Annotated in this window: 22 protein-coding genes, 1 tRNA gene and 1 other RNA gene; 14 read left to right on the top strand and 10 right to left on the bottom strand. The window is 66.4% G+C overall.

Features of this window, described 5'->3' with window-relative positions; all coding sequences use genetic code 11:
- Positions 1 to 129 precede the first annotated feature (129 nt).
- Both FIU66_RS08835 and FIU66_RS08830 read left to right on the top strand, forming a co-directional pair.
- Positions 130 to 204, top strand: a tRNA-Thr gene (locus FIU66_RS08835).
- Positions 205 to 282: 78 nt separating this feature from the next.
- Positions 283 to 1,878 carry a peptide chain release factor 3 gene (locus FIU66_RS08830; RefSeq protein WP_167622362.1) on the top strand — a complete coding sequence of 532 codons (1,596 nt, stop codon included), beginning with the start codon at positions 283 to 285 and terminating at the stop codon, positions 1,876 to 1,878.
- Between the two features lie 28 nt (positions 1,879 to 1,906).
- Here the strand turns inward: FIU66_RS08830 and FIU66_RS08825 are convergent, their stop codons facing one another.
- Entirely contained in the window at positions 1,907 to 2,377 is a 471-nt protein-coding gene (locus FIU66_RS08825; protein ID WP_167622361.1) for an SspB family protein, read from the bottom strand.
- Positions 2,378 to 2,519: 142 nt separating this feature from the next.
- Positions 2,520 to 2,874, bottom strand: a transfer-messenger RNA (tmRNA) gene (ssrA, locus tag FIU66_RS08820).
- A gap of 54 nt (positions 2,875 to 2,928) precedes the next feature.
- On the opposite strand from ssrA, the gene FIU66_RS08815 reads away from it, so the two are divergent.
- Complete coding sequence (locus tag FIU66_RS08815) at positions 2,929 to 3,186, top strand: PepSY domain-containing protein (protein ID WP_167622360.1); 258 nt, start codon at positions 2,929 to 2,931, stop codon at positions 3,184 to 3,186.
- Positions 3,187 to 3,232: 46 nt separating this feature from the next.
- Here the strand turns inward: FIU66_RS08815 and gndA are convergent, their stop codons facing one another.
- From gndA to FIU66_RS08795, 4 genes are all read right to left on the bottom strand, one after another.
- Positions 3,233 to 4,633, bottom strand: coding sequence for an NADP-dependent phosphogluconate dehydrogenase (gene gndA / locus FIU66_RS08810; protein ID WP_167622359.1), 1,401 nt, complete (start codon positions 4,631 to 4,633; stop codon positions 3,233 to 3,235).
- A gap of 70 nt (positions 4,634 to 4,703) precedes the next feature.
- Positions 4,704 to 5,150 carry a PaaI family thioesterase gene (locus FIU66_RS08805; RefSeq protein WP_167622358.1) on the bottom strand — a complete coding sequence of 149 codons (447 nt, stop codon included), beginning with the start codon at positions 5,148 to 5,150 and terminating at the stop codon, positions 4,704 to 4,706.
- Positions 5,151 to 5,163: 13 nt separating this feature from the next.
- On the bottom strand, positions 5,164 to 6,000 hold the full coding sequence (pdxY, locus tag FIU66_RS08800) for a pyridoxal kinase (protein ID WP_167622357.1): 837 nt from the start codon (positions 5,998 to 6,000) through the stop codon (positions 5,164 to 5,166).
- Entirely contained in the window at positions 5,997 to 6,674 is a 678-nt protein-coding gene (locus FIU66_RS08795) for an MOSC domain-containing protein (RefSeq protein WP_167622356.1), read from the bottom strand. The genes pdxY and FIU66_RS08795 overlap by 4 nt, the downstream gene beginning before the upstream one ends.
- A 135-nt stretch (positions 6,675 to 6,809) precedes the next feature.
- Between FIU66_RS08795 and FIU66_RS08790 the strand changes: the two genes are divergently transcribed.
- Positions 6,810 to 7,931, top strand: a complete 1,122-nt coding sequence (locus FIU66_RS08790; RefSeq protein ID WP_167622355.1) for a Ppx/GppA phosphatase family protein — start codon at positions 6,810 to 6,812, stop codon at positions 7,929 to 7,931.
- 1 nt (position 7,932) lies between these two features.
- Positions 7,933 to 8,688: an RlmE family RNA methyltransferase gene (locus FIU66_RS08785; RefSeq protein ID WP_167622354.1), complete on the top strand. Its 756-nt coding sequence runs from the start codon at positions 7,933 to 7,935 to the stop codon at positions 8,686 to 8,688.
- On the opposite strand, the gene FIU66_RS08780 is transcribed toward FIU66_RS08785, so the two are convergent.
- Together FIU66_RS08780 and miaA are read right to left on the bottom strand one after the other, a co-directional pair.
- Entirely contained in the window at positions 8,685 to 9,683 is a 999-nt protein-coding gene (locus tag FIU66_RS08780; RefSeq protein ID WP_167622353.1) for an AraC family transcriptional regulator, read from the bottom strand. The two genes, FIU66_RS08785 and FIU66_RS08780, sit on opposite strands and share 4 nt — an antisense overlap.
- Before the next feature lie 77 nt (positions 9,684 to 9,760).
- A complete protein-coding gene (miaA, locus tag FIU66_RS08775; RefSeq protein ID WP_167622352.1) occupies positions 9,761 to 10,759 on the bottom strand; it encodes a tRNA (adenosine(37)-N6)-dimethylallyltransferase MiaA in 999 nt (332 codons plus the stop codon).
- On the opposite strand from miaA, the gene pyrH reads away from it, so the two are divergent.
- The 8 genes from pyrH to FIU66_RS08735 all read left to right on the top strand — a co-directional run bounded on the left by pyrH (position 10,748) and on the right by FIU66_RS08735 (position 19,308).
- Positions 10,748 to 11,482, top strand: a complete 735-nt coding sequence (gene pyrH, locus FIU66_RS08770) for a UMP kinase (RefSeq protein ID WP_167622351.1) — start codon at positions 10,748 to 10,750, stop codon at positions 11,480 to 11,482. The genes miaA and pyrH overlap by 12 nt on opposite strands.
- A gap of 119 nt (positions 11,483 to 11,601) precedes the next feature.
- Positions 11,602 to 12,165: a ribosome recycling factor gene (gene frr / locus FIU66_RS08765; protein ID WP_167622350.1), complete on the top strand. Its 564-nt coding sequence runs from the start codon at positions 11,602 to 11,604 to the stop codon at positions 12,163 to 12,165.
- A 9-nt stretch (positions 12,166 to 12,174) separates the two neighbouring features.
- Positions 12,175 to 12,909: a polyprenyl diphosphate synthase gene (uppS, locus tag FIU66_RS08760; protein WP_167622349.1), complete on the top strand. Its 735-nt coding sequence runs from the start codon at positions 12,175 to 12,177 to the stop codon at positions 12,907 to 12,909.
- Positions 12,906 to 13,751, top strand: coding sequence for a phosphatidate cytidylyltransferase (locus FIU66_RS08755; protein WP_167622348.1), 846 nt, complete (start codon positions 12,906 to 12,908; stop codon positions 13,749 to 13,751). The genes uppS and FIU66_RS08755 overlap by 4 nt, the downstream gene beginning before the upstream one ends.
- Positions 13,752 to 13,754: 3 nt before the next feature.
- Positions 13,755 to 14,912 carry a 1-deoxy-D-xylulose-5-phosphate reductoisomerase gene (gene dxr / locus FIU66_RS08750; protein ID WP_167622347.1) on the top strand — a complete coding sequence of 386 codons (1,158 nt, stop codon included), beginning with the start codon at positions 13,755 to 13,757 and terminating at the stop codon, positions 14,910 to 14,912.
- A complete protein-coding gene (gene rseP, locus FIU66_RS08745; RefSeq protein ID WP_167622346.1) occupies positions 14,909 to 16,240 on the top strand; it encodes an RIP metalloprotease RseP in 1,332 nt (443 codons plus the stop codon). The genes dxr and rseP overlap by 4 nt, the downstream gene beginning before the upstream one ends.
- Before the next feature lie 105 nt (positions 16,241 to 16,345).
- Positions 16,346 to 18,652, top strand: a complete 2,307-nt coding sequence (gene bamA, locus FIU66_RS08740; protein WP_167622345.1) for an outer membrane protein assembly factor BamA — start codon at positions 16,346 to 16,348, stop codon at positions 18,650 to 18,652.
- A complete protein-coding gene (locus FIU66_RS08735) occupies positions 18,652 to 19,308 on the top strand; it encodes an OmpH family outer membrane protein (RefSeq protein ID WP_167622344.1) in 657 nt (218 codons plus the stop codon). The genes bamA and FIU66_RS08735 overlap by 1 nt, the downstream gene beginning before the upstream one ends.
- Here FIU66_RS08735 and FIU66_RS08730 read toward each other — a convergent pair whose 3' ends face one another.
- The gene (locus tag FIU66_RS08730) at positions 19,309 to 20,247 is read right to left on the bottom strand and encodes a nucleoside hydrolase (protein ID WP_167622343.1); all 939 of its coding nucleotides are present in this window, start codon (positions 20,245 to 20,247) and stop codon (positions 19,309 to 19,311) included.
- 123 nt (positions 20,248 to 20,370) lie between these two features.
- Here FIU66_RS08730 and FIU66_RS08725 point away from each other — a divergent pair, with 123 nt between their 5' ends.
- Entirely contained in the window at positions 20,371 to 22,179 is a 1,809-nt protein-coding gene (locus FIU66_RS08725) for an ABC-F family ATP-binding cassette domain-containing protein (RefSeq protein WP_167622342.1), read from the top strand.
- Here FIU66_RS08725 and FIU66_RS08720 read toward each other — a convergent pair.
- Positions 22,176 to 23,150, bottom strand: a complete 975-nt coding sequence (locus tag FIU66_RS08720) for a putative zinc-binding metallopeptidase (protein WP_167622341.1) — start codon at positions 23,148 to 23,150, stop codon at positions 22,176 to 22,178. The two genes, FIU66_RS08725 and FIU66_RS08720, sit on opposite strands and share 4 nt — an antisense overlap.
- Positions 23,151 to 23,224: the final 74 nt, after the last annotated feature.

Here is a 23,224-nt window from a genome sequence, read left to right as displayed (position 1 = left end):
ACCTGTTAGCGTCCGGTTCGGCAACAGTCCAGCAAAGCCCGCACCGGGTCAGGGTCGGGACGCGGCGGATTTTTTATGGTGCACCCCCTTGCGCGGGCCAAAGGCTTTGTCTAAACGCCCCCTCACGATGCTGTGGTAGCTCAGTGGTAGAGCACACCCTTGGTAAGGGTGAGGTCGAGAGTTCAATCCTCTCTCACAGCACCATCTTCCAGAATGCCTCCGACCATGCCGCAAAGCCCTTGGCGATTGCGCATTTCCGTTTCGCAGGCTACAGGCCGCCCCATGACAAACCGCCCCGAACTTCCGCCCGAAATCGCCCGCCGCCGCACCTTTGCGATCATTGCGCATCCGGATGCCGGCAAGACCACGCTGACCGAAAAGTTCCTGCTGTTCGGCGGGGCGATCCAGATGGCCGGGCAGGTGCGCGCCAAGGGCGAGGCGCGGCGGACGCGGTCGGACTTCATGAAGATGGAGCAGGACCGGGGGATCTCGGTCAGCGCGTCGGCGATGTCCTTCGACTTCGACCGCTATCGCTTCAACCTGGTAGACACGCCGGGGCACAGCGACTTTTCGGAGGACACCTACCGCACCCTGACTGCCGTGGATGCGGCGATCATGGTGATCGACGGGGCCAAGGGCGTCGAATCGCAAACCCGCAAGCTGTTCGAGGTCTGCCGGATGCGCGACCTGCCGATCCTGACCTTTTGCAACAAGATGGACCGCGAAAGCCGCGACACCTTCGAGATCATCGACGAGATCCAGGAAAACCTGGCCATCGACGTGGCCCCGGCAAGCTGGCCGATCGGGTCGGGGCGCGATTTCGTGGGCTGCTACGACCTGCTGCACGACAGGCTGGAACTGATGGACCGCGCCGACCGCAACCGGGTTGCCGAATCGATCAAGATCAGCGGCTTGGACGATCCCAAGCTTTCCCAGCATATTCCTGCCGACCAGCTTGAAAAGCTGCGCGAGGAAATCGAGATGGCGCGCGAGCTGCTGCCCGCCTTCGATCGCAAGGCCTTCCTGGAAGGGCACATGACGCCGATCTGGTTCGGCAGCGCCATCAACAGCTTCGGCGTTAAGGAGTTGATGGTCGGCATCGGCGAATTCGGCCCGCAGCCGCAGCCCCAGAACAGCGCCGACCGCGAAATCGCGCCCGAGGAAAAACCGGTCACGGGCTTTGTCTTCAAGGTCCAGGCGAACATGGACCCCAAGCACCGCGACCGCGTGGCCTTTGTGCGTCTTGCCAGCGGGCATTTCGAGCGCGGCATGAAGCTGACCCATGTGCGGTCGAAAAAGCCGATGGCCGTGTCCAACCCGGTCCTGTTCCTGGCCGCCGACCGCGAACTGGCCGAGGAAGCCTGGGCCGGCGACATCATCGGCATCCCGAACCACGGCCAGCTTCGCATCGGCGACGCCCTGACCGAAGGCGAGGCGCTGCGCTTTACCGGCATCCCGTCCTTTGCGCCGGAACTGCTGCAATCGGTGCGCGCCACCGATCCGATGAAGGCAAAGCACCTGGAAAAGGCGCTGATGCAGTTCGCCGAGGAAGGCGCGGCCAAGGTCTTCAAGCCGATGATCGGGTCGGGCTTCATCGTCGGCGTCGTCGGCGCCCTGCAGTTCGAAGTCCTGGCCAGCCGGATCGAGATCGAATACGGCATCCCCGTCCGCTTCGAGGCATCGCAGTTCACCAGTGCCCGCTGGGTGGCGGGACCAAAGGACAAGGTCGACGCCTTCGTCCAGGCGAACAAGGGCCATATCGCGCAGGACCATGACGGAGACATGGTCTATCTGACGCGGCTGCAATGGGACATCGACCGCGTGGGCCGCGACCATCCGGAACTGCGGCTGACCGCGACAAAAGAAATGATGGTCTAGAACAGGGGCGCGTCAGGCGCCCCTTTTGCTATTTGCGCCAGCGGTCCAGCTGAACGACCTCTCCGCCGCCATTCGGGCCGCCGTCGGGGCTGTCGTCGCCCCCCTCGTCGTCTTCGTCATCTTCGTTGTCGTCATCGTCCGCTTCCTGCGTCTCGAAGCGCAGGCCGAACTCGACCGAGGGATCCACGAAGGTGCGCAGCGCGTCGAAGGGGATGCGCATCGGTTCGGGCGAATTGCCGAAGTTCAGGGTCACGGTGAAGCCCAGGTCGTCCACGGTCAGGTTGTCGAACCAGTGCTGGATGACGATGGTCATTTCCTCGGGATAGCGTTCGCGAAGCCAGTCGGCCATCTCGACGCCTTCGTCGCGCGTGTCGAAGGTGATGAAGAAGTGGTGGTCGCCCGGCAGGCCATGCTTGGACACCCGGTCCAGCACGTCGGCAATCAGCCCCTGCATCGCGCGATGCATCATTCCGCCGTAGTCAATTCCCGATCGCGCCATGCCCGTCCCCTTCGAATCCCGGCCAGCATAGGGATATGACCGCTGTTGAAAAGGGGGGCGGGTGGCACTGGCGACATAAACCCGTCCCCCTTGCGGCGCAGACAAAAACGCGCAGGGCAGGCATATCAGACAATGGATTGAAAGTGCAGGATTCTGTTGCCAGGCTCCTGCGGGCCCCGCCTTACGCTGCTAGGCGAAAGGACTTAGTTTTCGGTTACCCGAGCTGCTTACGCAGCCAGAGCGACCGGAGCACGGTTGTCGTTGGCAACTGTACATTTTGCACCGATAACGGTGGTAGCTCACCGAGACAAAGCAAACATCTTTAGACGTTCGTCGATCCTGTTTCGACCCCAAGGCCCCCCAACGAGGGTGATCTGGTGGAGTCGCCGGGTACCGCCCCCGGGTCCGATCCGCTTATTACATGCGCGTTTATGTCCATAGTCCCGATTGCTCGGGACAGGTGGAATATAGGCGGGCGTTTCGCCTGCCGCAAGGGCGGAACCGCGGGGGGCCGCAGCCGTTGGGTCGCGCACCGCACAGGAGTTGACCCCATGACGATCCGCATGATTGCACTGGCGACGCTGGTTGCCGCCCCGACGGCGCTGATGGCGCAGGACACGCCACCCCAAGGCTCGATGCCCTTGTCGCAGGTGGTCACCAAGCTGGAAACCGACCTGGGCGCCGAGTTGGGCCATATCACCGACATTTCCTGGGATGACGACGGCTATTGGGAAGTCGAATACCATAACGCCGAGAACCGCGAGGTCGAGATCCGCGTCGATCCCGCCACCGGCGAAGTGCGGCAGTAACCGCGTATCAGTCAGAAGGGGCAGCCTCGCGCTGCCCCTTTTTTCGTCAGGCCGAACGCCCCCACGGACCGTGCGCGTCGTCGATCCCGTCCAGACGCTGGAAGCCATGTGCGCCGAAGAAGTCGCGCTGCGCCTGGATCATGTTCGCTGTGCCGCGCCCGGTGCGCATCAGGTCGAACCACATCAGCCCGGACGCCAGGGCGGGCAGGGCGTGCCCCGCCGCGGCGCCTTGCGAGACCACCTGGCGCAAGGCGGGCATGGTCGTCTCGATCAGGTCGGCAAAGAACGGCGCCATGATGAGGTTGCGCGACGGATCCTCGGCCAGGGCTGCCGCCATGTCGTTCAGCATGGCCGACCGGATGATGCAGCCCGCCCGCCAGACGCGCGCGATCTCGGGCAGATCCAGCGTCCAGCCAAAGCGTTCGGACGCCCCCGCGATCATCGCGAAGCCTTGGGCATAGCACAGGATCTTGCCTGCGATCAGCGCCTGCTCCAGCACCTGCGGCTGGATGGTGCAGGGCTGCGGTGCGGCGCCGAAACGGGCTTCGCCCGCCATCCGTTCGTCCAGCCGGGCCGAGACGTTGCGCGCCATCACCGCGGCCTCGATCACGGGGATGGGGGCGGACAGGTGCTGGGCCTCGATGGCGGTCCAGCGTCCGGTGCCTTTCTGCCCCGCGCGGTCCAGGATCACGTCTACCATCGGCTTGCCGCTGTGGGGATCGGCCGCGGCGGTGACCTTGGCCGAGATCTCGATCAGGTAGGACTTCAATGTGCCTTCGTTCCAGGCGGCAAAGGCGGCGCTGATCGTGGCGGCGTCCATGGTCATGCCGTCGCGCATCAGGCCATAGACCTCGGCGATCATCTGCATGTCCGCGTATTCGATGCCGTTGTGGACCATCTTCACGAAATGGCCGGCACCGGCGTCGCCCATCCGCGCGGCGCAGGGGGTTCCGTCCTCGGCCCGGGCGGCGATCGCGGACATAACGTCGGCCACCCGGTCCCAATCGGCGGCATCGCCCCCGCCCATGATGGCCGGGCCATGGCGCGCGCCTTCCTCGCCCCCGGAAACGCCCATGCCAAGGAAGCGGAAGGGCAGCCCGGCAGCGTTGCGGCGGTTGGTGTCGTGGAAATCGGCATTGCCCGCATCGATCACCAGGTCATCGGCGTCCAGCAGCGGCGCAAGCGCGGCCAGTTGGTCATCGACCGGCTGACCCGCCGGCACCATCAGGATGATCGCGCGGGGCTTCGCGATCGCCGCCACCAGGCCGGCAAGATCTTCCGTCGGGATCACCCGTGGGGCCAGCACGCCCGCGCCCGCCGCGAAGGCCCGCGTCACCTCGGTCGTGCGGTTCCAGACCGCGATCGGGAACCCCTTCTCGGCGATGTTGAGCGCCAGTGCCGCGCCCATCGTCCCCAGTCCGATCAACCCGATCCGAGCCTGTGTCATCTTGCCGTCCTTCCGCAAATGCAAGTTCGCGGGCTGTTTACGCTAACGTCCTGCGGTTGTCACGGTGCCGTCAGGCGGGCCGGTCCTTCACGCAGATCAGCGTCTGCAGCCCGGTCGCCACATGGACCCGCCGATCTGGCCCGATGCCCCAGACATCCAGCTGGCAGACGGTCAGGGTGCGGCCCGGCTTGACGACGCGCCCCACCGCCTGAAGCCAGTCGCCCTGGCCGGGATTCAGAAGGTTCAGCTTGAACTCGACCGTCAGGACCGAGCTTTGCTCGGGGAACAGCGTGAACCCGGCATAACCTCCGGCGGTATCCGCGATGGACGAGGTGCCGCCCGCATGGAAATAGCCGTGCTGCTGGGTCAGTTCGGGGCGAAAGGGCAGGCGGATCGTGACAAGGCCCGCCTTCACCCCGGCCAGTTCGGCGCCCAGGTGGCGCATCAGGCCCTGCCGGGCGAAGCTTTTGGTGATGCGATCCACGATCGGGTCGGGCAGGTCGCTGCCGATCTCCATGGTTCCTCCGGTTCTACAGGGTCAGCAGGGCGGCGCGGAAGGCTGGTTCGGACAGCACGACCTCTTGCGCGCCAATGCGCTCGGCATGGGCGAGTGCGGCCGAGGTCAACTGCTGGGCGGTGTCAACGGCCTGCTGCAGGCTGCGGCCCCTGCCCAGCGAGGCTATGACCAGGCCCGCGAACAGGTCGCCCGTGCCGGGAAGGGCCACGGGCAGGCGGCAGATCGGGTGACGTGTCGCGCCGCCGGGTCCAAGGATCACGCTTTCCAGATGATCGGGCGCCGTGTCGTCCAGCACGCAGCCGGTTGCGATCAACGTCGCGCCCGGGGCCATCCGCAACGCGGCGGCGGCGGCGTGAAGGTCGCTCATCCCTAATATCGCAGAGCCGGTCAGGTGGCCCAGTTCGAACGAGTTCGGCGTCGCCAGGTCGGCCAGCGGCAGCAGCCGGTCGCGCATGACCTCCGCCAGTTCAGCCGGAACGTAAAGGCCCGGCCCGTGGTCCCCCATCACGGGGTCGCACAGGTATCGCAGCGCAGGGCTCGCGGCCTTTGCGCGGGCTACGAAATCCGCCGCCAGCAGCGCCACCTCGACCGAGCCGATATAGCCCGTCATCAGCCATTCGGCGCGCTGCGGCAGGCCGCGTTCCCAAGCCCCCAGCAGAAGGTCGGCGAACAGGTCCGGCGGCAGGGGCGCGCCGCGCAGGGTCGGATAATCGGGCGTGTTCGAGAAGATCACGGTGGGGATCGCCGCGACCTCCAGTCCCGCCGCCTGCATCGGGAAGACAGCGGCCGAATTGCCGACATGGCCGTGGACGACCTGGCTTTGGATGGAAATCACCAACGGCGGCTTCATGTCCGGCCCTCCAGCCGGGGGCGCCAATCCTCGACCCGGCCGCTGTCCAGGCGGCGCTGCGCATATTTGCGCCATCCCTCGGCCAGCACGTCCAGGGCGGCGATGCCCCGCAATTCGTCGCGGTTCAGGCGGTCCACATACATCGCCTGCCACAGGCGTCGCAGTGTCCAGTCGGGTGCCAGCCGGTCGATCAGGTCCAGACCGTCGCCGGGGGCCACTGTGCCCGGCTGCAGGACGCGGTAATACCAGCCGGTGCGGCCCGTCTGCTGAACCCGCCGCGCCATGTCGGGAACACCGAAGCGGTGGTTCAGCTTCCAGCAGGGCTGCCGGCCTTGCGACACCTGCACAAGGGCGCCACCAAGCCGGAAGATGTCGCCCACGGCCACCGCGTCCTCGGTCAGGCCCGCGACCGAGATGTTCTCGCCGAAGGCGCCCGGATGGTCCAACAGCGGCAAGTCGCCGAGATCGGCCCGCCATGCGTCGTAATGGTCCCGGGGATAGTGATGGACAGCCTTTTCCGGCCCGCCGTGGACCCTGCGGTCAGCCTGCTCGTCGCCCTCGAATCCGGTGGCGGTCAGCGGCAGCGGCCGGTCAGCGGCCGTCTTTGCGATGGCGCTTTTTGCATGGCTGCCCGCAAGGGGCGCGGCGGGTCCGGTCAGCACGGTCAGTGTCATGGTCATCCGAAGGCAAACTTGCAGCCGTTATCAACCGACTGCGCCCCCTTCGGCAATCACCCTTTCGCCGCCCCTTGAACGTGCCAGGGGGGCGCGTTACGTTTTGTTCAACTTGACATCGGAGGGCGTGTTCTCATGACGCCCAAGCGTCCTGCGGGTGCGGACGCGTTCCCGAAAATTGCGGTAGAGCCGTCCGTCGCCCGCCAACCCGAGGAGGGGGCGCTTTATGCTGCCCTCGACCTTGGCACAAACTCGTGCCGGATGCTGATTGCCCGACCGAAGGGCAGTCAGTTCCAGGTCATCGACAGCTTCTCCAAGCCGGTTCAGCTTGGCCAGGGGCTGGAAGCGTCTGGGCGCCTGTCGCGCAGCTCGATGGCGCGCACGGTCCATGCGTTGCAGGTCTGCCGGCGCAAGCTGGAACAGCACCGCGTCCGCAACATGCGCCTTGTCGCGACCGAGGCTTGCCGGCGCGCGAGGAACAGCCGCGACCTGATGCGCACCATCCGGCGCGAGACCGGCCTGCCGATCGAGATCATCGGCGCCGAGGAGGAAGCGCGGCTTGCGGTGATTTCCTGCGCGCCGCTGGTCAGCCACAAGACCGAGACGCTGATGGTCGTCGATATCGGCGGCGGATCGACCGAACTTGTCTGGATCGACCTGGAAGACGTGGAACCCAAGGAACGTCCCCGCGCGATCATGCGGTTGTCGGACGGCTTCGGCAACCCGCAGCCCGGCGGGGCGCGCGTGGTGGACTGGATCAGCGTGCCCCTGGGCGTGGCGACGCTGCGCGACCAGTTTGCCGATGTCGAGGACGACGGGGGCCGCTTTGCCCTGATGTCCTGGTATTTCGAGGAAATGCTGTCGGGCTTCACCCCCTATGCGCAGGGGTCGCCCGACGAGGGGTTCCAAATCATCGGCACCTCCGGGACGGTGACGACGGTCGCGGCCAGCTTCCTGGGCCTGCGCCGCTATGACCGGACCAAGGTGGACGGGCTGGAGATGACCAGCGACCAGATCGACCGGGTGATCCATTCCTATCTGCAGCTTGGCCCGGAAGGCCGCCGCGCCGACCCCCGTATCGGGCGCGAACGCCATGCGCTGATTATGTCGGGGGCGGCGATCCTGCAGACGCTGATGCGGATCTGGCCCACCAGCAAGCTGTCGGTCGCCGACCGTGGCCTGCGCGAGGGGTTGCTTTATGCCCAGATGGTGCGCGATGGGGTGCTGGCCTCGGATGGACTGAACGGAGTGGCATGAGATGACGAAAGCACCAGGCAGCCGCGAAGGGAAATCCAGCGGTCGCGGCGCCCGCGACCTGCGCGTGCGGGTCAAGACCGCCAAGGGCCGCAAGCTGTCCAGCAAGCTGTGGCTGGAACGGCAGTTGAACGACCCCTATGTCGCCCGCGCCAGGCGCGAGGGGTTCCGGGGCCGCGCGGCCTACAAGATCCTGGAACTGGACGACAAGTACCGCTTCCTCGTCCCCGGCGCCCGTGTCGTCGACCTTGGCTGCGCGCCCGGCGGCTGGTGCCAGGTGGCCGTGCAGCGGGTGAACGCGCTTGGGGAAAAGGGTGGCAAGGCCGTGGGCAAGGTTCTGGGCGTCGACCTGCAAGAGGTCGATCCGATCGCCGGGGCCGAAATCCACCAGCTTGATTTCCTGTCCGAAGGGGCAGAAGACAAGGTCAAGGACTGGCTGGGCGGTCCCGCCGATGTTGTGATGTCCGACATGGCCGCCGCCTCGTCTGGTCACAAGGGCACCGACCACCTGCGGATCGTGGCCCTGGTCGAGGCTGCGGCGGCGTTTGCCTTTGATGTTCTCGAACCGGGCGGGACGTTTGTCGCCAAGGTCCTGGCGGGCGGCGCGGAAACCGAGATGCAGGCGATGCTGAAGCGCAACTTCGACAAGGTCGCGAACGTCAAGCCGCCCGCCAGCCGCAGCGATTCATCAGAAAAGTTCGTGGTTGCCACGGGCTTCCGCGGACGCCAGCCTAGGGATGCCGAACAGGACGACCTTTAGCAGGCTTGCGCCCGGAACGCGTCGGGCGTCCGTCCGGTCGCGGCGACGAAGCTGCGGATGAAGTGGGCGTGGCTGGAATAGCCAAGCTCGGCCGCGATGCGCATGGTGGGCCGGTCGCTGTGGCGCAGCAGATCCGCCGCGCGTTCCAGTTGCAGGTCGTGGATCAGTTCGACCGCGCGCTTGCCCCGTGCCGCCAGGCAGGCTTGGTCAAGCGTGCCGGTGGTGCTGCCCAGGTCCGACGCAAGCTCGGCCACCGACCGGGCCGATCCCAACTGTTGTTCCGCAAGCGCCAGAAACCGTTCGATCAACGGAAGGTCGGGGGCCACCTCGTCAGTCGTCTCGGGCGGGCGGTCGGGCATCAGCTGCCCTAGGCGCAGCGACAGCAGGTTCATCAGGCATGACAGGGCGCCAGGATCGGGATTGGCGGTTTCGACCGCCAGTTCGTGCAGCGTGGCCTCCAACTGGGCGGCATGGGTGCCGACATGGGCACCGAGCCCGCGTTCCGGCAGCGGAGGCTGCGCCCCGGCTGCAAGGGCCACGGAGATCAGGGTTACGTGCCCCCGCGCCCCGGCGGATGGGATTGCGGCAAAGGCGGTGCCCGCGGGAATGTGGCGCAGATCCCCCGCCCGCAGCACGAAGTGGTCGCGCGGAAAGTCCAGTTGCACCCGCCCCTCGGTCACCCAGATCAGCGTATGGTCAGTGCGCGTGCGCGGCTGGGGCGGCATGGCCCGGCTGCCCCAGATGAAGGCCTGCAGCGGCAGAAGCCGCATCCCCGCCTGCCGTGCGACCGGCCGTCCCTCGCGCAGCGCAGGGCGCATTCCGAAAGCCGCCGAGACCGGCCTGGCGGGGGCGCTTGCAGCAAGGCCGGGGCCGGCTGGCACAGCTTCGGGAATGGAAGGGGCGGTTACTTCGCTGTCGCTCAGGCGTCGGCCCGCCCTGATCCGGCTGGCCGAGAAGGGGAAGCCATCCCATTGTGTCTGTTCGAATGACGACATGAGCACCGCCTGACACCGCACCAACTAAGCGGATTGTTGCCTATTGGCAGATATAACTCAATCAGGCGGCAAAAAGATCAATCATTACGTGTATTTTCTGCATCAGCCCAAACCGGAGACCAGTCCTTCATCCGCCCCCTGAACCAGATGCGCTGCGACTTGGCGTATTGGCGGGTCGCTATGATCGCGCGTTCAGTGGCGGTGGGCAGATCCATCTGTCCGCGCAGATGGGCCACCAGTTCGGGTGCCCCGATCGCCCGCGCCCATTGCTGGCCCGGATCCCAATGGGGCAGCATGGCGCGGACTTCCTCCAGGGCGCCGTGCTGCATCATCTGGCCGAAGCGCAGGGCGATGCGACGGGCCAGCCAGTCGCGATCGGCCGTGACCACAAGGCGCTGCGCCTGGTCTGGCGCGACCAGGGGCGGGGGCGTGTCAGCCTGCCAGTCGGCAAGGCCGCGTCCGGTCGCGGCCAGGACCTCCCACGCGCGCTGGACGCGGGCGGGGTTCTGGATGTCGATCCGGTCGCGGGTGGCGGGGTCCAGGTCGGCCACCATGCGTGCCAGCCCCCCTTCCGCCGCCAGCCGGGCATCGCCTTCCGCCCGGATTTCGGACGGGGTGGGGGGCACATAGGCCAGCCCCTGCGTCAGCGCGGTCAGGTAAAGCCCGGTGCCGCCTACCACGATCAGCCGTCGCTCCAGCAGCCCGGCCAGGTCGCGCAGCCAGTCGCCGACGGAATAAGTCACCCCCGGCGCGACATGGCCGTAAAGCGCATGGGGTGCCGCTGCCTCGTCCTCGGGGGAAGGTCGCGCCGTCAGGACCCGCCAGCAGGACCAGATCTGCAGGGCGTCGGCATTCACGATCAGCCCGCCCTGCGCACGGGCAACACGCAGCGCAAGCGCCGATTTGCCGCTGGCGGTCGGTCCTGCGATCAGCAGGTGGCGCTTGGGGTCGATCTGGTCCAGACGGATCACGGGCAGGCAGCTTTCGGGCGGTTGAACACGGCCGCCTTTTGCGACATTTTGCGCGGCGATAAAAGCGACCGGCGCGGACACGAAGGAACCAACATGACCGATCATCAGGGCACGGCACCCGCGCAATACGGCAGGGTGATGCTGAAAATCTCGGGCGAGGCGCTGATGGGCGATCAGGGCTATGGCCTGCACCCGCCAACCGTGTCGCGCATCGCCGACGAGGTGGAATCGGTCCAGAAGATGGGGGTCGAGGTCTGCATGGTGATCGGCGGCGGCAACATCTTCCGCGGCCTGCAAGGCAGCGCCCAGGGGATGGAGCGGACGACGGCCGACTACATGGGGATGCTGGCCACGGTGATGAACGCGCTTGCGATGCAATCCGCGCTTGAAGCCAAGGGCCTGCATTGCCGCGTCATCAGCGCCATCCGCATGGACGAGGTCTGCGAGCCCTATATCCGCCGCCGCGCCATCCGCCATCTGGAAAAGAAGCGGATCGTGATCTTCGCGGCCGGCACCGGCAACCCGTATTTCACCACCGACACCGCAGCCACCCTGCGCGCGAACGAGATGAACTGCGAGGCGATCTTCAAGGGCACCAAGGTCGATGGCGTCTATGACAAGGATCCCAAAAAGCACACTGATGCCAAGCGCTACGGCGAGGTCAGCTATGACGAGGTGCTGCAAAAGCACCTGGGCGTGATGGACGCATCCGCCATCGCGCTGGCCCGCGACAACCGCCTGCCGATCATCGTCTTCTCGCTGGACGAACCTGGCGGGTTCCGGGGCATCCTGGAAGGCCGCGGCACCTATACCCGCGTGCATAACTGACGCCCGCCACCGCGCGCGTGATGGCCGGCAAGGGCTTGCCCGCAAGGGGGGCAAAGTCTTTGCCAAGCCATGCTTCTCTCGCTACAAGCAATCAAAATTCAATTCAAAGGCAGTTCCCCATGGCAGAGGACATCGAAATCGACATCGACGATCTGGAACGGCGGATGAAGGGCGCGATGGACAGCCTGCGCCACGAATTCTCCAGCCTGCGGACGGGGCGGGCCTCGGCCTCGATGATCGACCCGGTCCAGGTCGACGCCTATGGCCAGATGACCCCGATCAACCAGTTGGGCACCGTCAACGTCCCCGAGCCGCGCATGGTCACCATCAACGTCTGGGACAAGGGCATGGTCGGCAAGGTCGAAAAGGCGCTGCGCGAATCCGGGCTGGGGATCAATCCGCAGTTGAACGGCACCATCATCATGCTGCCGATCCCCGAACTGAACGAGGAACGCCGCCGCGAGTTGACCAAGGTCGCGGCCCAGTATGCCGAAAGCGCCCGCGTCGCCATCCGCAACGTCCGCCGCGACGGCATGGACCAGATCAAGAAGGGCAAGGCCAACGGCATGCCCGAGGATGACCAGAAGTTCTGGGAAACCGCCGTGCAAGAACTGACCGACAAGATGATCGGGCAGGTCGATCAGGCGCTTGAAGGCAAGCAAGCCGAAATCATGCAGGTCTGAGGGACGAACATGGCCGCTGAAACCGCACCGCTGCTGCTATCGGGCGGGGTCGATCAGCGGCCCCGGCATGTCGCCATCATCATGGACGGGAATGGTCGCTGGGCCACCAACAAGGGCTGGCCGCGCCTTGTCGGCCACCGGCGGGGGGCGGAACGCGTTAAGCAGATCGTTCGCGCCTGTCCCGACCTGGGCGTGAACTGGCTGACCGTCTATGCCTTTTCCACCGAGAACTGGAAGCGCACGACCGAGGAAGTCCTGGGTCTGATGAAGATCTTCCGCCGCTATATCCAGTACGAAGCCGAGGGCATGGCCGCCGAGGGCGTGCGGCTTCGCTTCATCGGGGGGCGGGAACGGCTAGATGCCAAGCTGCAGGCGCTGATGTCGTCGATCGAAACCCGGACGGCCGGCAACAGCCGCCTGAACCTGACGGTGGCGATCAACTATGGCGGGCGGGACGAATTGACCCGCGCGACCGCGCGCCTTGCCGAGAAGATCGCGCGCGGCGAGGTCGAGCGGCCGGCCGAGGCCGACCTGGCGGCTTGCCTCGACACGGCGGGTCATCCCGACCCCGACCTGGTGATCCGCACCTCGGGCGAGACGCGGACCTCGAACTTCCTGCCCTGGCAGGCGGCCTATGCCGAATACGAATTTTCGCCGGTGCTGTGGCCCGACTTCACGCCCGACCATCTTGCGCAGATCCTCGACCGGTTCGGGATGCGCGACAGGCGTTTCGGGGGCGCATGAGCGCGGGACGCGCAAAGGCGCTGAGGCCTCCGCCAGGGAAATGGGGCGACCTGTCGCGGCGCGTGGCCTCGACGCTGGTCCTGCTGGGGATCGGCGTGATGCTGGCGGTGGCGACGGGCGTCTGGCTGCGGCTGTCGATGGCGCTGATCTCGGCCGTGACCTTCTGGGAACTGGCCGCCATGACCGGCTGGCGCAACCCGCGCCTTCATCCGGGCATCTTCGGGGCCTGGCGTCCCTTTGCCCTGGCCGTCATCGCCTTCATGTCCCAATTCGTCTCGCAGATGTTCGACCATCCGGTCGCCTTCCTGGCCCTGCTGTTTCCGCTGGTCGCGGGGCTGCCCGGCGCTGCGACGCGTGACCGCTGGACCTATGCCATCTTCGGGCTGGCGATCATGCTGGTCGCCTATGGACTGGTCGGATTTCGGGAAACCTATGGCCTCAACTTCGTGCTGTGGCTGATGGGAATCGTCATCATCTCGGACACGGCCGGCTATTTCTTCGGGCGGATGATCGGCGGGCCGAAGTTCTGGCCCTCGCTCAGTCCCAAGAAGACCTGGTCGGGGACGATCGCGGGCTGGATCGGCGCGCTGCTGCTGGGCGTTCTGCTGTGGCGGCTGGGGCGGGGCGACGCAATGCTGATCTGGTGTTCGCCCATCGTCTGCTTCGCGGGTCAGATGGGGGACATCGCCGAAAGCTGGCTGAAGCGGCGGGCGGGGGTCAAGGACAGTTCGAACCTGATCCCGGGGCACGGCGGCTTCATGGACCGCTTTGACGCAGTGACGGGCGCGGTGCTGGCGACTATGCTGATCGGCCTTTTGACCGCCCTTCCGGCGGTGAACTGACCCATGCGGCGGATCTCGATCTTCGGGGCCACGGGGTCCGTGGGCGCGAACGGCGTCGACCTGATCCGCCGCGCGGGCGGGCCTGACGCCTATCACACCGTTGCCCTGACGGGCGGGCGCAACATCGCAAGGCTTGCCCGCATGGCGCGCGACCTGCGGGCCGAGGTGGCGGTGACCGCGCATCCCGAACTGCTGGACGACCTGCGCGACGCCTTGGCCGGCAGCGGGGTTCAGGCGGCCGCCGGACCGGAGGCCCTGGTCGAGGCCGCGCAACGGCCAGCCGACTGGGTGCTGTCGGCCATCGTCGGCGCGGCGGGGCTTGTGCCGGGCCTGACGGCGCTTGCCCAAGGGGGCATTCTGGCACTTGCCAACAAGGAATCGCTGGTCTGCGCGGGGACATTGCTGCGCCGGGCCGCCGCCGCCAGTGGCGCCAGGATCCTGCCGGTCGATTCCGAACATTCCGCAATTTTCCAGGCGCTTGGTCTGGAAAAGCTGGAATCCGTCAAGGACGTTACCATTACTGCCTCGGGCGGGGCGTTCCGCGATTGGCCGCTGGAACGGCTGGCCGCCGCGACGGTGGCCGAGGCATCGACCCATCCCAACTGGGCGATGGGGCAGCGCATCACGATCGACAGCGCCTCGATGTTCAACAAGGCGATGGAAGTGATAGAGGCGAAGGAGTTCTTCGGCCTCCCGCCCGACCGGATCAAGGTGCTGGTCCACCCCGAGTCGATCATTCATGCGATGGTCAGCCATGTGGACGGCGGCACCATCGCCCATCTCGGCGCGCCCGACATGCGCCACGCCATCGGATACGCCCTGCATTGGCCCGACCGCGCCCCCCTTCCGGTCGCGCCCCTGGATCTGGCCGCGCTTGGCAGCCTGACCTTCCGCGCGCCGGACGAGGTCCGCTGGCCGGCCCTGCGCCTTGCCCGAGAGGTGATGGCCGCGGGCGGCATGGCGGGCGCGGTGTTCAACGCCGCCAAGGAACAGGCGCTTGACGACTTCATTGCCGGGCGGATCCGCTTCACCGCCATGGCGCCTCGCGTGGAAATGACCTTGCAGGCCCTGTCGGGGCGGGACGGTTTCGGCCATGATCCGGCCGATCTGGACACCGTCCTGCACTGGGACCACGAAGCACGCAAGGAAGCCGCCGCATGACCGACCTGATCCCGCAATTCGGAGGCACGCTGTGGACGCTGGCCGCGTTCTTCGTGGCCCTGGCGGTGATCGTCACGGTCCACGAATTCGGCCATTACTATATCGGCAGGCTGTCGGGCATCCGGGCCGAGGTCTTCTCGGTCGGGTTCGGTCCGCGCCTGATCTCGCGCCGCGACCGGCGGGGAACGCTGTGGCAATTGGCGGCGATCCCGCTGGGCGGATATGTGCGCTTCCTGGGCGACGCCAATGCCGCAAGCGCAGGACCGGGACAAGCCGTCGATCCCGCCTTGCGGCGGCAGACGCTGACCGGCGCGCCGCTGTGGGCGCGGTTTGCCACGCTGCTGGCCGGTCCGGTCTTCAACTTCATCCTCTCGATCCTGGTCTTTGGCGGCTTTGCGCTGTTCCAGGGCATTCCGGCGGACGAGCCGCAGGTTGGCACCATTGCCGAGGCTCCGCCGGGCGTGGTCAACGAATTGCAGCCGGGGGACCGGATCCTGGCCCTGGGTGGCCAGCCCGTCGAGACCTGGCGCGACATTGGCCGCATCGCTGAAACGCTGCCGCTGGCCGATCACCAGGACTGGACGGTGCTGCGCGACGGCGCAGAAACCACCGTCCGTGGCCCCGACCCTGTTCCCGCCCGGATCAGCGGCGTGGCCCCGCGCAGTGCGGCAGCCGATGCCGGGCTGCGAGCGGGTGATGTGGTCATGGCCATCGAAGGCCGGCCTGTCAGCCGCTTTTCGCAATTGCGCGCGGCGGTCGAGGCCGCCGAAGGCCAACCGGTGGCCCTTCAGGTCTGGCGGCCAGGTGCGGGGGTGGCGGATTACACGCTGGTCCCGAAGATGCAGGATCTTCCGGCCGAGGGCGGCGGATACGAGCGCCGCTGGCTGATCGGCGTGACAGGCGGCGAAAGCTTCTTTGCGCCCGCCACCCGCAGCGCCGGGCCGCTGGAGTCGCTGTGGCTGGGTGTCGTGCAAACTTGGGGGATCATCACCTCGTCCCTGTCGGGGATGTGGGCGATGATCTCGGGGCAGATCGACAGCTGCAACCTGGGCGGGGCGATCAGCATCGCGGAAAGCACCGGGCAGGCGGCAAGCGCGGGGGGCGGCAACTTCCTGTGGTGGATCGCGGTCCTGTCGGCGGCCATCGGGTTCCTGAACCTGCTGCCGATCCCCGTACTGGATGGCGGGCACCTTATGTTCTACACCTGGGAGGCCCTGACAGGCCGCCCGCCGTCGGACAAGGCGCTGAATCTGCTGACGGCCATCGGGATGGCTGCGGTGCTGTCCCTGATGATTTTCGGTCTCAGCAACGATCTTTTCTGCCCCTAGGGCGCGATGCGCTTTTGACAGGGCAGGCGGTTTGATGCACAAGCTTGACGCAAAAGAAGGCGCCGCAAGCAGCGCCGTTGCAGGCTGACGACAAGAGGGGCAGCAATGACACGGAAACTGGGCAGGGGCGCGGTCGCCCTGGTGACGGCCTTGACGATCGCAGCCCCTGCGGCTCTGATCCCTGCCGCGGCTTCGGCCTATGTCTTCAACGACGTGCGGATCGAAGGATCGTCACGGGTCGAACCGGCCACGGTCCTGTCCTATGCCAACATCGCGCGCGGCCAGGACGTGTCGGCGGGCGAATTGAACGACGCGCTGCAACGCCTGCAGAATTCGGGCCTGTTCGAGACGGTCGACATCGTGCCACAGGGCAATGTCCTGGTGATCCGCGTCAGCGAATACCCGACGATCAACCAGATCAGCTTCGAGGGCAACCGCCGCATCAACGACGAGCAACTGTCCCAGGTCGTCCAAAGCCAGTCGCGCCGCGTTTATCAGCCCAGCCAGGCCATCCAGGACGCCAACAACATCGCCCAGGCCTATGCGGCGCAGGGCCGCCTGGCCGCACGCGTCGACCCGCGCATCATCCGCCGCAGCGACAACCGCGTTGACCTGGTCTTCGAGATTCGCGAAGGCAACGTCACGGAAATCGAGCGCATCGGCTTTACCGGCAACCGCGCCTTCAGTGACCGCCGGCTGCGCAACGTGCTGGATACCAAGCAGGCAGGCATCCTGCGCACCTTCATCCGCCGCGACACCTTTGCGCCGGAACGGCTGCAGCTTGACGAACAGTTGCTGACCGACTTCTATCGTTCGCGCGGTTATGCCGACTTCCGCGTTCAGGCCGTGGCGCCTGAAATCGCGCGGGAACGCGACGCCTTCTATATCACCTTCAACATCCAGGAAGGCCCGCGCTATCGCTTTGCGCAGGTCAACACGGTGTCCGAAATTCCGGGCGTGGATGCGGCGCCCTTCGCGGCGCAGAACCGCGTGGGCCGGGGCGACGTCTACAACCCTGCCGCAATCGACAACACCATCCGCCGGATGGAGACGATCGCGCTGCAGCAGGGGCTGAACTTCGTCAATATCGAGCCCCGTGTGACGCGCAACCCGCAGAACCAGACGCTGGACCTGACCTTCGCCTTGACGCGCGGCCCGCGCGTCTTTGTCGAACGCATCGACATCGAGGGTAACACGACCACGCTGGACCAGGTGATCCGTCGCCAGTTCAACACGGTCGAGGGCGATCCCTTCAACCCGCGTGAAATCCGCAACGCAGCCGAACGCATCCGCGCGCTTGGCTATTTCAGCGACGCGCAGGTCAACAGCCGCCCCGGCAGCAGCGACGAACAGGTGATCGTCGATGTGAACGTGGAAGAACAGCCGACCGGATCGCTGTCCTTTGGCGCGTCCTATGGCGTCGCCTCGGGCGTGGGCCTGAATGCGTCCCTGCAGGAAAACAACTTCCTGGGCCGCGGCCAGACGGTCGGGCTGTCCATCTCGACCGCTGACGGCGACCAGTCATCGTCGCTGACCTTCATCGAGCCGTATTTCCTGGGCCGCGACCTGCGCTTCGGTTTCAACACCTATTACAACGTCACCGAAAGCCTGAACTCGGACTACAACACCCGGTCCGTCGGCGTGCGTCCGTCGATCGAGTTTCCGATCTCGCAGAACGGCCGTCTGGAACTGCGCTATCGCCTGTCCAAGGAAACCCTGGGCGGGGTCGAGGACGACAGCTCGCAATTGCTGCAGAACGAGGAAGGACAGCGCGTCACCTCGGCGCTTGGCTACAGCTACCTGTGGGACACGCGCATCACCGGGCTGGACCCGCTGACCAGCTACAAATTGCGCTTCTCGCAGGATTTCGCGGGCTTGGGCGGCGACACGAAAAGCGTGACCACAAGCGCCTTGGCCGGGGTGGAAAGCAACGCCTGGCGCGAGGAGGTGACCCTGCGCGCCGAGTTCGAGGCGGGCGGGATCTTTTCCTATGACGACTATTCCACATGGATCCTCGACCGCTATCGGGGCGGCACGCGCATCCGCGGCTTTGAACCCAACGGCATCGGTCCGCGCGACCTGAATGCCGAAAACCAGGACGGCTTGGGCGGAAACTATTTTTGGGTCGTCCGGACCGAGGCCCAGTTCCCCATCGGCCTGCCCGAGGAATACGGCATCTCGGGCGGTCTGTTTGCCGATGTCGGTTCGATCTGGGGTCTGGACACCACAGTCGGAACCCCTGGCCCGAATGGCGAGATTGACGATTCAATGTATGTCCGCGCCTCGGTCGGCGCGTCGATTTTCTGGACCACGCCCATCGGGCCGCTGCGCTTCAACTTCTCGAAGGCGGTCAAGAAGGAAGACTATGACGAGGAACAGAACTTCGACCTGACCATCTCGACGCGGTTCTGATGTGGCTGGCGCGGGGACTGGCGGTCGTCGCGCTGCTGGCCTTGCCGGGCCTTGCCCTGGGGCAGGCGGTGCCGGGGGACCAGCCCCCCGCCGCGGCGCCCCCGGCAACGCCCGAGGCGCCGCCGTTGCCTTCGCGCACGATCCAAAGCCCGCGCGACGCCAAGCCCGTTGCGGCGCCGATCCTGACGGTCGATCAGGACGTGCTGTTCGCGGCCTCTGAATGGGGCAAGCGGACGCAGCGGATTTTGGAGGAAGAAGGCGGCAAGATCGAGACCGAGAATGAACGCCTGGCCGCGCAACTGTCGGACGAGGAGTCGGCGTTGACCCAGCAGCGCGGCACCCTTGACCCCGCCGAGTTCCGCCGACTGGCCGAGGCCTTCGACACCCGCGCGACCGAGGTCCGCCGCCAGCGCGCGCAGGTGGTCCAGGATCTGAACGCCTGGGCCGAGGCGGACCGCGCCGTCTTCTATCGCGCTGCGCTGCCGCTGATGGGCGAGATGATGCAGGAACGCGGGGCCGTTGCGGTCCTGGACCGGCGCACGGTCTTCGTGTCGATGGACGCCATCGACATGACGCAGGATCTGGTCAGCCGCTTGAACGCCGAACTGGGCGACGGGGCAGGGACCGTGCCGCTGAACACGCCCGTCCCGAAGTAGTCACGGCAGGCGGGCAAGCCGGTCGGCCAGCAGCCTGAACAGCCCGTCGCGGTTCACGTGGCGGATGAAGTTGGCATTCGCCGGGCGGTCCGTGACCCGCCACCAGTCGGCGACGGTCATGCCGGTGGTGAACTTGCCGGTGGTCTCGATTTCCACGTTGATATGGCGGCCGGTGAACAGGTCGGGCCGGAGCAGCCAGGCGATGGTGCAGGGGTCGTGCAAGGGCGCGCCTTCGCTGCCGTATTTTTCTTTGTCGAAGCGTTCGAAGAAGTCGGTCCAGCTGGCGATCGCGGGACCGCAGCGGCCGGGCAGGGCGCGCATTCCCTCCACCCAGTCTCGCGAGGTCACCGCCTCGTGGGTGGCATCCAGCGGCATCACGACCAGCGGGACGCCTGCGGCAAAAACCTCGGCCGCGGCCTCGGGATCGACGAAGATGTTGAACTCGGCCGCGGGGGTGATGTTGCCCACCTCGAAATAGGCGCCGCCCATCAGGACGATTTCCTGCACCCGCTCGACGATGTCGGGGGCCTGGCGGAAGGCCTGGGCGATGTTGGTCAGGGGGCCGATGGGCACCAAGGTCACGGTGCCGCTGTCTTCGCGGCGCAGCCTGTCGACGATGAAGTCAACCGCGTGCTGCGTCTGCAGGGGGACCGTGGGCGCGGGCAGCTCGATCCCGTCCAGGCCGGACTTGCCGTGGACATGTTCCGCCGTGACCAGCGGGCGCACCAGCGGGCGGTCGCAGCCGGCAAAGACCGGGATGTCGGGGCGGCCTGCCAGTTCGACGATCTTGCGTGCATTCAGCTCGGTCAGCGCCAGGGGCACGTTGCCCGCCACGGCGGTCAGGCCCAGCACCTCAAGCTCGGGGCTGGCAAGGGCCAGAAGGATCGCCACGGCATCGTCTTGGCCGGGATCCGTGTCGATGATGATCTTGCGCGTCATGCCAACCTCGTGAACCGTCGGGTTCTTGTGAAAGGGAAAATCATGCGGCGCAAGTCCCTTTGCAGATCATGCAGAACAGGCCCGCCATTGACCGCCTGCCCGCCCCGCGATAGGGGCGCAGGCATGGCACGCGCACCCCTTCTTCAACTGTCCGAGATTTCGCTGACCTTTGGCGGCGACCCCGTCTTCGACGGGCTTTCCCTGACGATCCAGCCCGGCGACCGGGTGGCCCTGGTGGGCCGGAACGGATCGGGCAAATCGACCCTGATGAAGGTCATGGCCGGCCTGGTCGAGGCCGACCGGGGCGAGGTCGTCCTGAGCGCGGGCGTATCGACCGGCTACATGGAGCAGGACCCCGACCTGTCAGGATTTGCGACTTTGGGCGAGTTCGCAGCCTCTGGCCTGCCCGAATCTGAAGCCTACCGCGTCGAGATGGCGGCCGAGGGGCTGAAGTTCGATCCCGCGCGTCCCGTCGCCACCGCCTCGGGCGGGGAACGCCGCCGCGCCGCGCTTGCACGCCTTCTGGCGCAGGCGCCGGAACTGATGCTTCTGGACGAGCCGACCAACCACCTGGACATCCAGGCGATCGGTTGGCTCGAGGATCACCTGTCGCAGACCCGGGCTGCCTATGTGCTGATCAGCCACGACCGGGCCTTCCTGCGCCGCCTGACCCGCGCCACCCTGTGGATCGACCGAGGAGAGGTGCGCCGCCAGGAAAAGGGCTTCGAGGGGTTCGAGGACTGGCGCGAATCCGTCTGGTCCGCCGAGGATGAGGCCCGCCACAAGCTGGACCGCAAGATCAAGGCCGAGGCCCGCTGGGCCGTCGAGGGCATCAGCGCCCGGCGCAAGCGCAACCAGGGCCGCGTCCGCGCCCTTGCCGCGCTGCGGGCCGAACGCAGCGCCCAGATCCGGCGGCAGGGCACGGCGGCCATGGCGCTCGATTCCGGGCCACAGTCGGGCAAGAAGGTGATCGAGGCCAAGGGCATCGCCAAGGCCTTTGGCGGCCGCACGATCCTGCGCCCCTTCGACCTGCTGGTGAACCGTGGCGACCGGGTGGCCTTTGTCGGGCCCAACGGCGCGGGCAAGACCACGCTGATTAAGATGCTGACCGGCGAGGTCGCGCCCGACGACGGGACTGTCACGCTGGGCACCAACCTGGAAGTCGCCGTCTTCGACCAGACCCGGTCGCAGTTGAACCCCGACCAGACCTTGTGGGAATCGCTGACCGGCGATCCCGACATGCGGGTTTCGGGCCGGGCCGACCAGGTCATGGTGCGGGGCCAGCCTAAGCATGTGGTGGCCTATCTCAAGGATTTCCTGTTCGACGACGCGCAGGCTCGCGCGCCCGTGCGCAGCCTGTCAGGTGGCGAAAAGGCGCGGCTGCTGCTGGCGCGGCTGATGGCGCGTCCGTCGAACCTGTTGGTGCTGGACGAACCCACCAACGACCTGGACGTGGAAACGCTGGACCTGCTGCAGGATCTGCTGGGCGAATATGACGGCACCGTGCTGCTGGTCAGCCACGACCGCGATTTCATCGATCGGGTGGCCGACACCACCGTCGCGATGGAAGGCGACGGCCGGGCGACGGTCTATGCCGGAGGCTGGTCCGATTACCGCGCGCAGCGGGGCGAGGATACGCCCGACGCCGTGTCCGAAACAGCCCGCAAGGCAGCGGCGCCCGCCGACCGCCCCAAGGCCGCCAAGTCGGGCCTGTCCTTCACCGAGCGCCACCGCCTCGACGCGCTGCCCGCCGTGATCGAGCGGCTGGAGGCCGAGATCGGCAAGCTGATCCAGTTCCTGGCCCAACCCGACCTGTTCACGACGGCGCCCGCCAAGTTCCAGAAGGCGACCGAGGCCTTGGCCGAACGCCAGCAGGCCCTGGCAGCCGCCGAGGAAGAGTGGCTGGCTCTCGAGGAAAAGGCCGAGGGCTAGGCTCCTCGCGCGCCGTGCTGGCTGATCCAGCCATGCGCGAACTTGATCTTTTCGCGGATCTTCGGGGTCAGGATGAAGGGATACAGGTCGGAATTGTCCAGGGCGCGATTGATGTCGTTGATGGCGATGGCGACCTCGGCCGCAATCGTCAGCAGATGGTCCGCGTCCGTTTCCGCATAGGGCTGATAGTTGGCAGGAATGCCCTTCATCATCAGGCCCGCGCTGACGAAGCTGTCGGTGAAATCCACCATGTGCAGCAGATGCGCGACGGTTTCGGCCCAGTCCTCGTGCGGGTGCGAGGTGGCATATGCCGTGATGAAGTCCTCTCCGGGATCCTTGGGGTTGTTGTAATGCTCTTGCAGGGCTGCCGCATAATCGGCGGATTCGTCCCCGAACAGGGCGCGGAACTCGTCCTGGAAACCTGGCGCGGCGGTCAGCCGGTCGAACAGGAAATGGGCCAGCTCGTGGCGGAAGTGTCCGACCATCGAACGATACTGCTCGCCCAGTTCCTGCTGGCGCTTGACGCGGATCAGCTCGTCCGCCTCGGTGACATTGATGACGATCTCGCCATTGTCATGGCCCATCATGATCTGCTCGGCCCGGCCGGCGCCAGTGTTTTCCGACAGCATCTGGAAGCGCGGGCGCATTCCTCCGTCGGCATCGGTGAACCACTGCCAGTTGGACAGGTTGGCCAGAACCCACCGCTTCGCCCGTTCCGCCCGTTCCAGAAGCTGCTGGTTGTCGCCGATATGCAGGGCGGGAACGACATCGGACATGCAGCAGGACCGGCACAGGGTTTCGCCGGGAATGGCGACCCAGTTGCACTGGATCGCGTCGCGGTTGGCGCAGGGGTCAGCCTCGTTCAGCATGGCGCGCGCCTCGGGGTCATAGAACAGCGCGGCGCCGCAGGCGCAGAACAGGTTCTCGAAATAAACGCGGGAGTCGCAGGCGGGGCAGGTGAAACTCTGCATGATCGGTTCCAGTATGTTCCGGGCAAGGGCTGCGAAGGAAGGCGCGCCGGGCGCCAAGGTTCCCTGATCCCGCT

It is taken from the genome of Paracoccus sp. AK26 (assembly GCF_011801365.1).
GTDB lineage: Bacteria > Pseudomonadota > Alphaproteobacteria > Rhodobacterales > Rhodobacteraceae > Paracoccus > Paracoccus aerius.
This window is presented reverse-complemented; position numbering and strand designations above follow the sequence as displayed.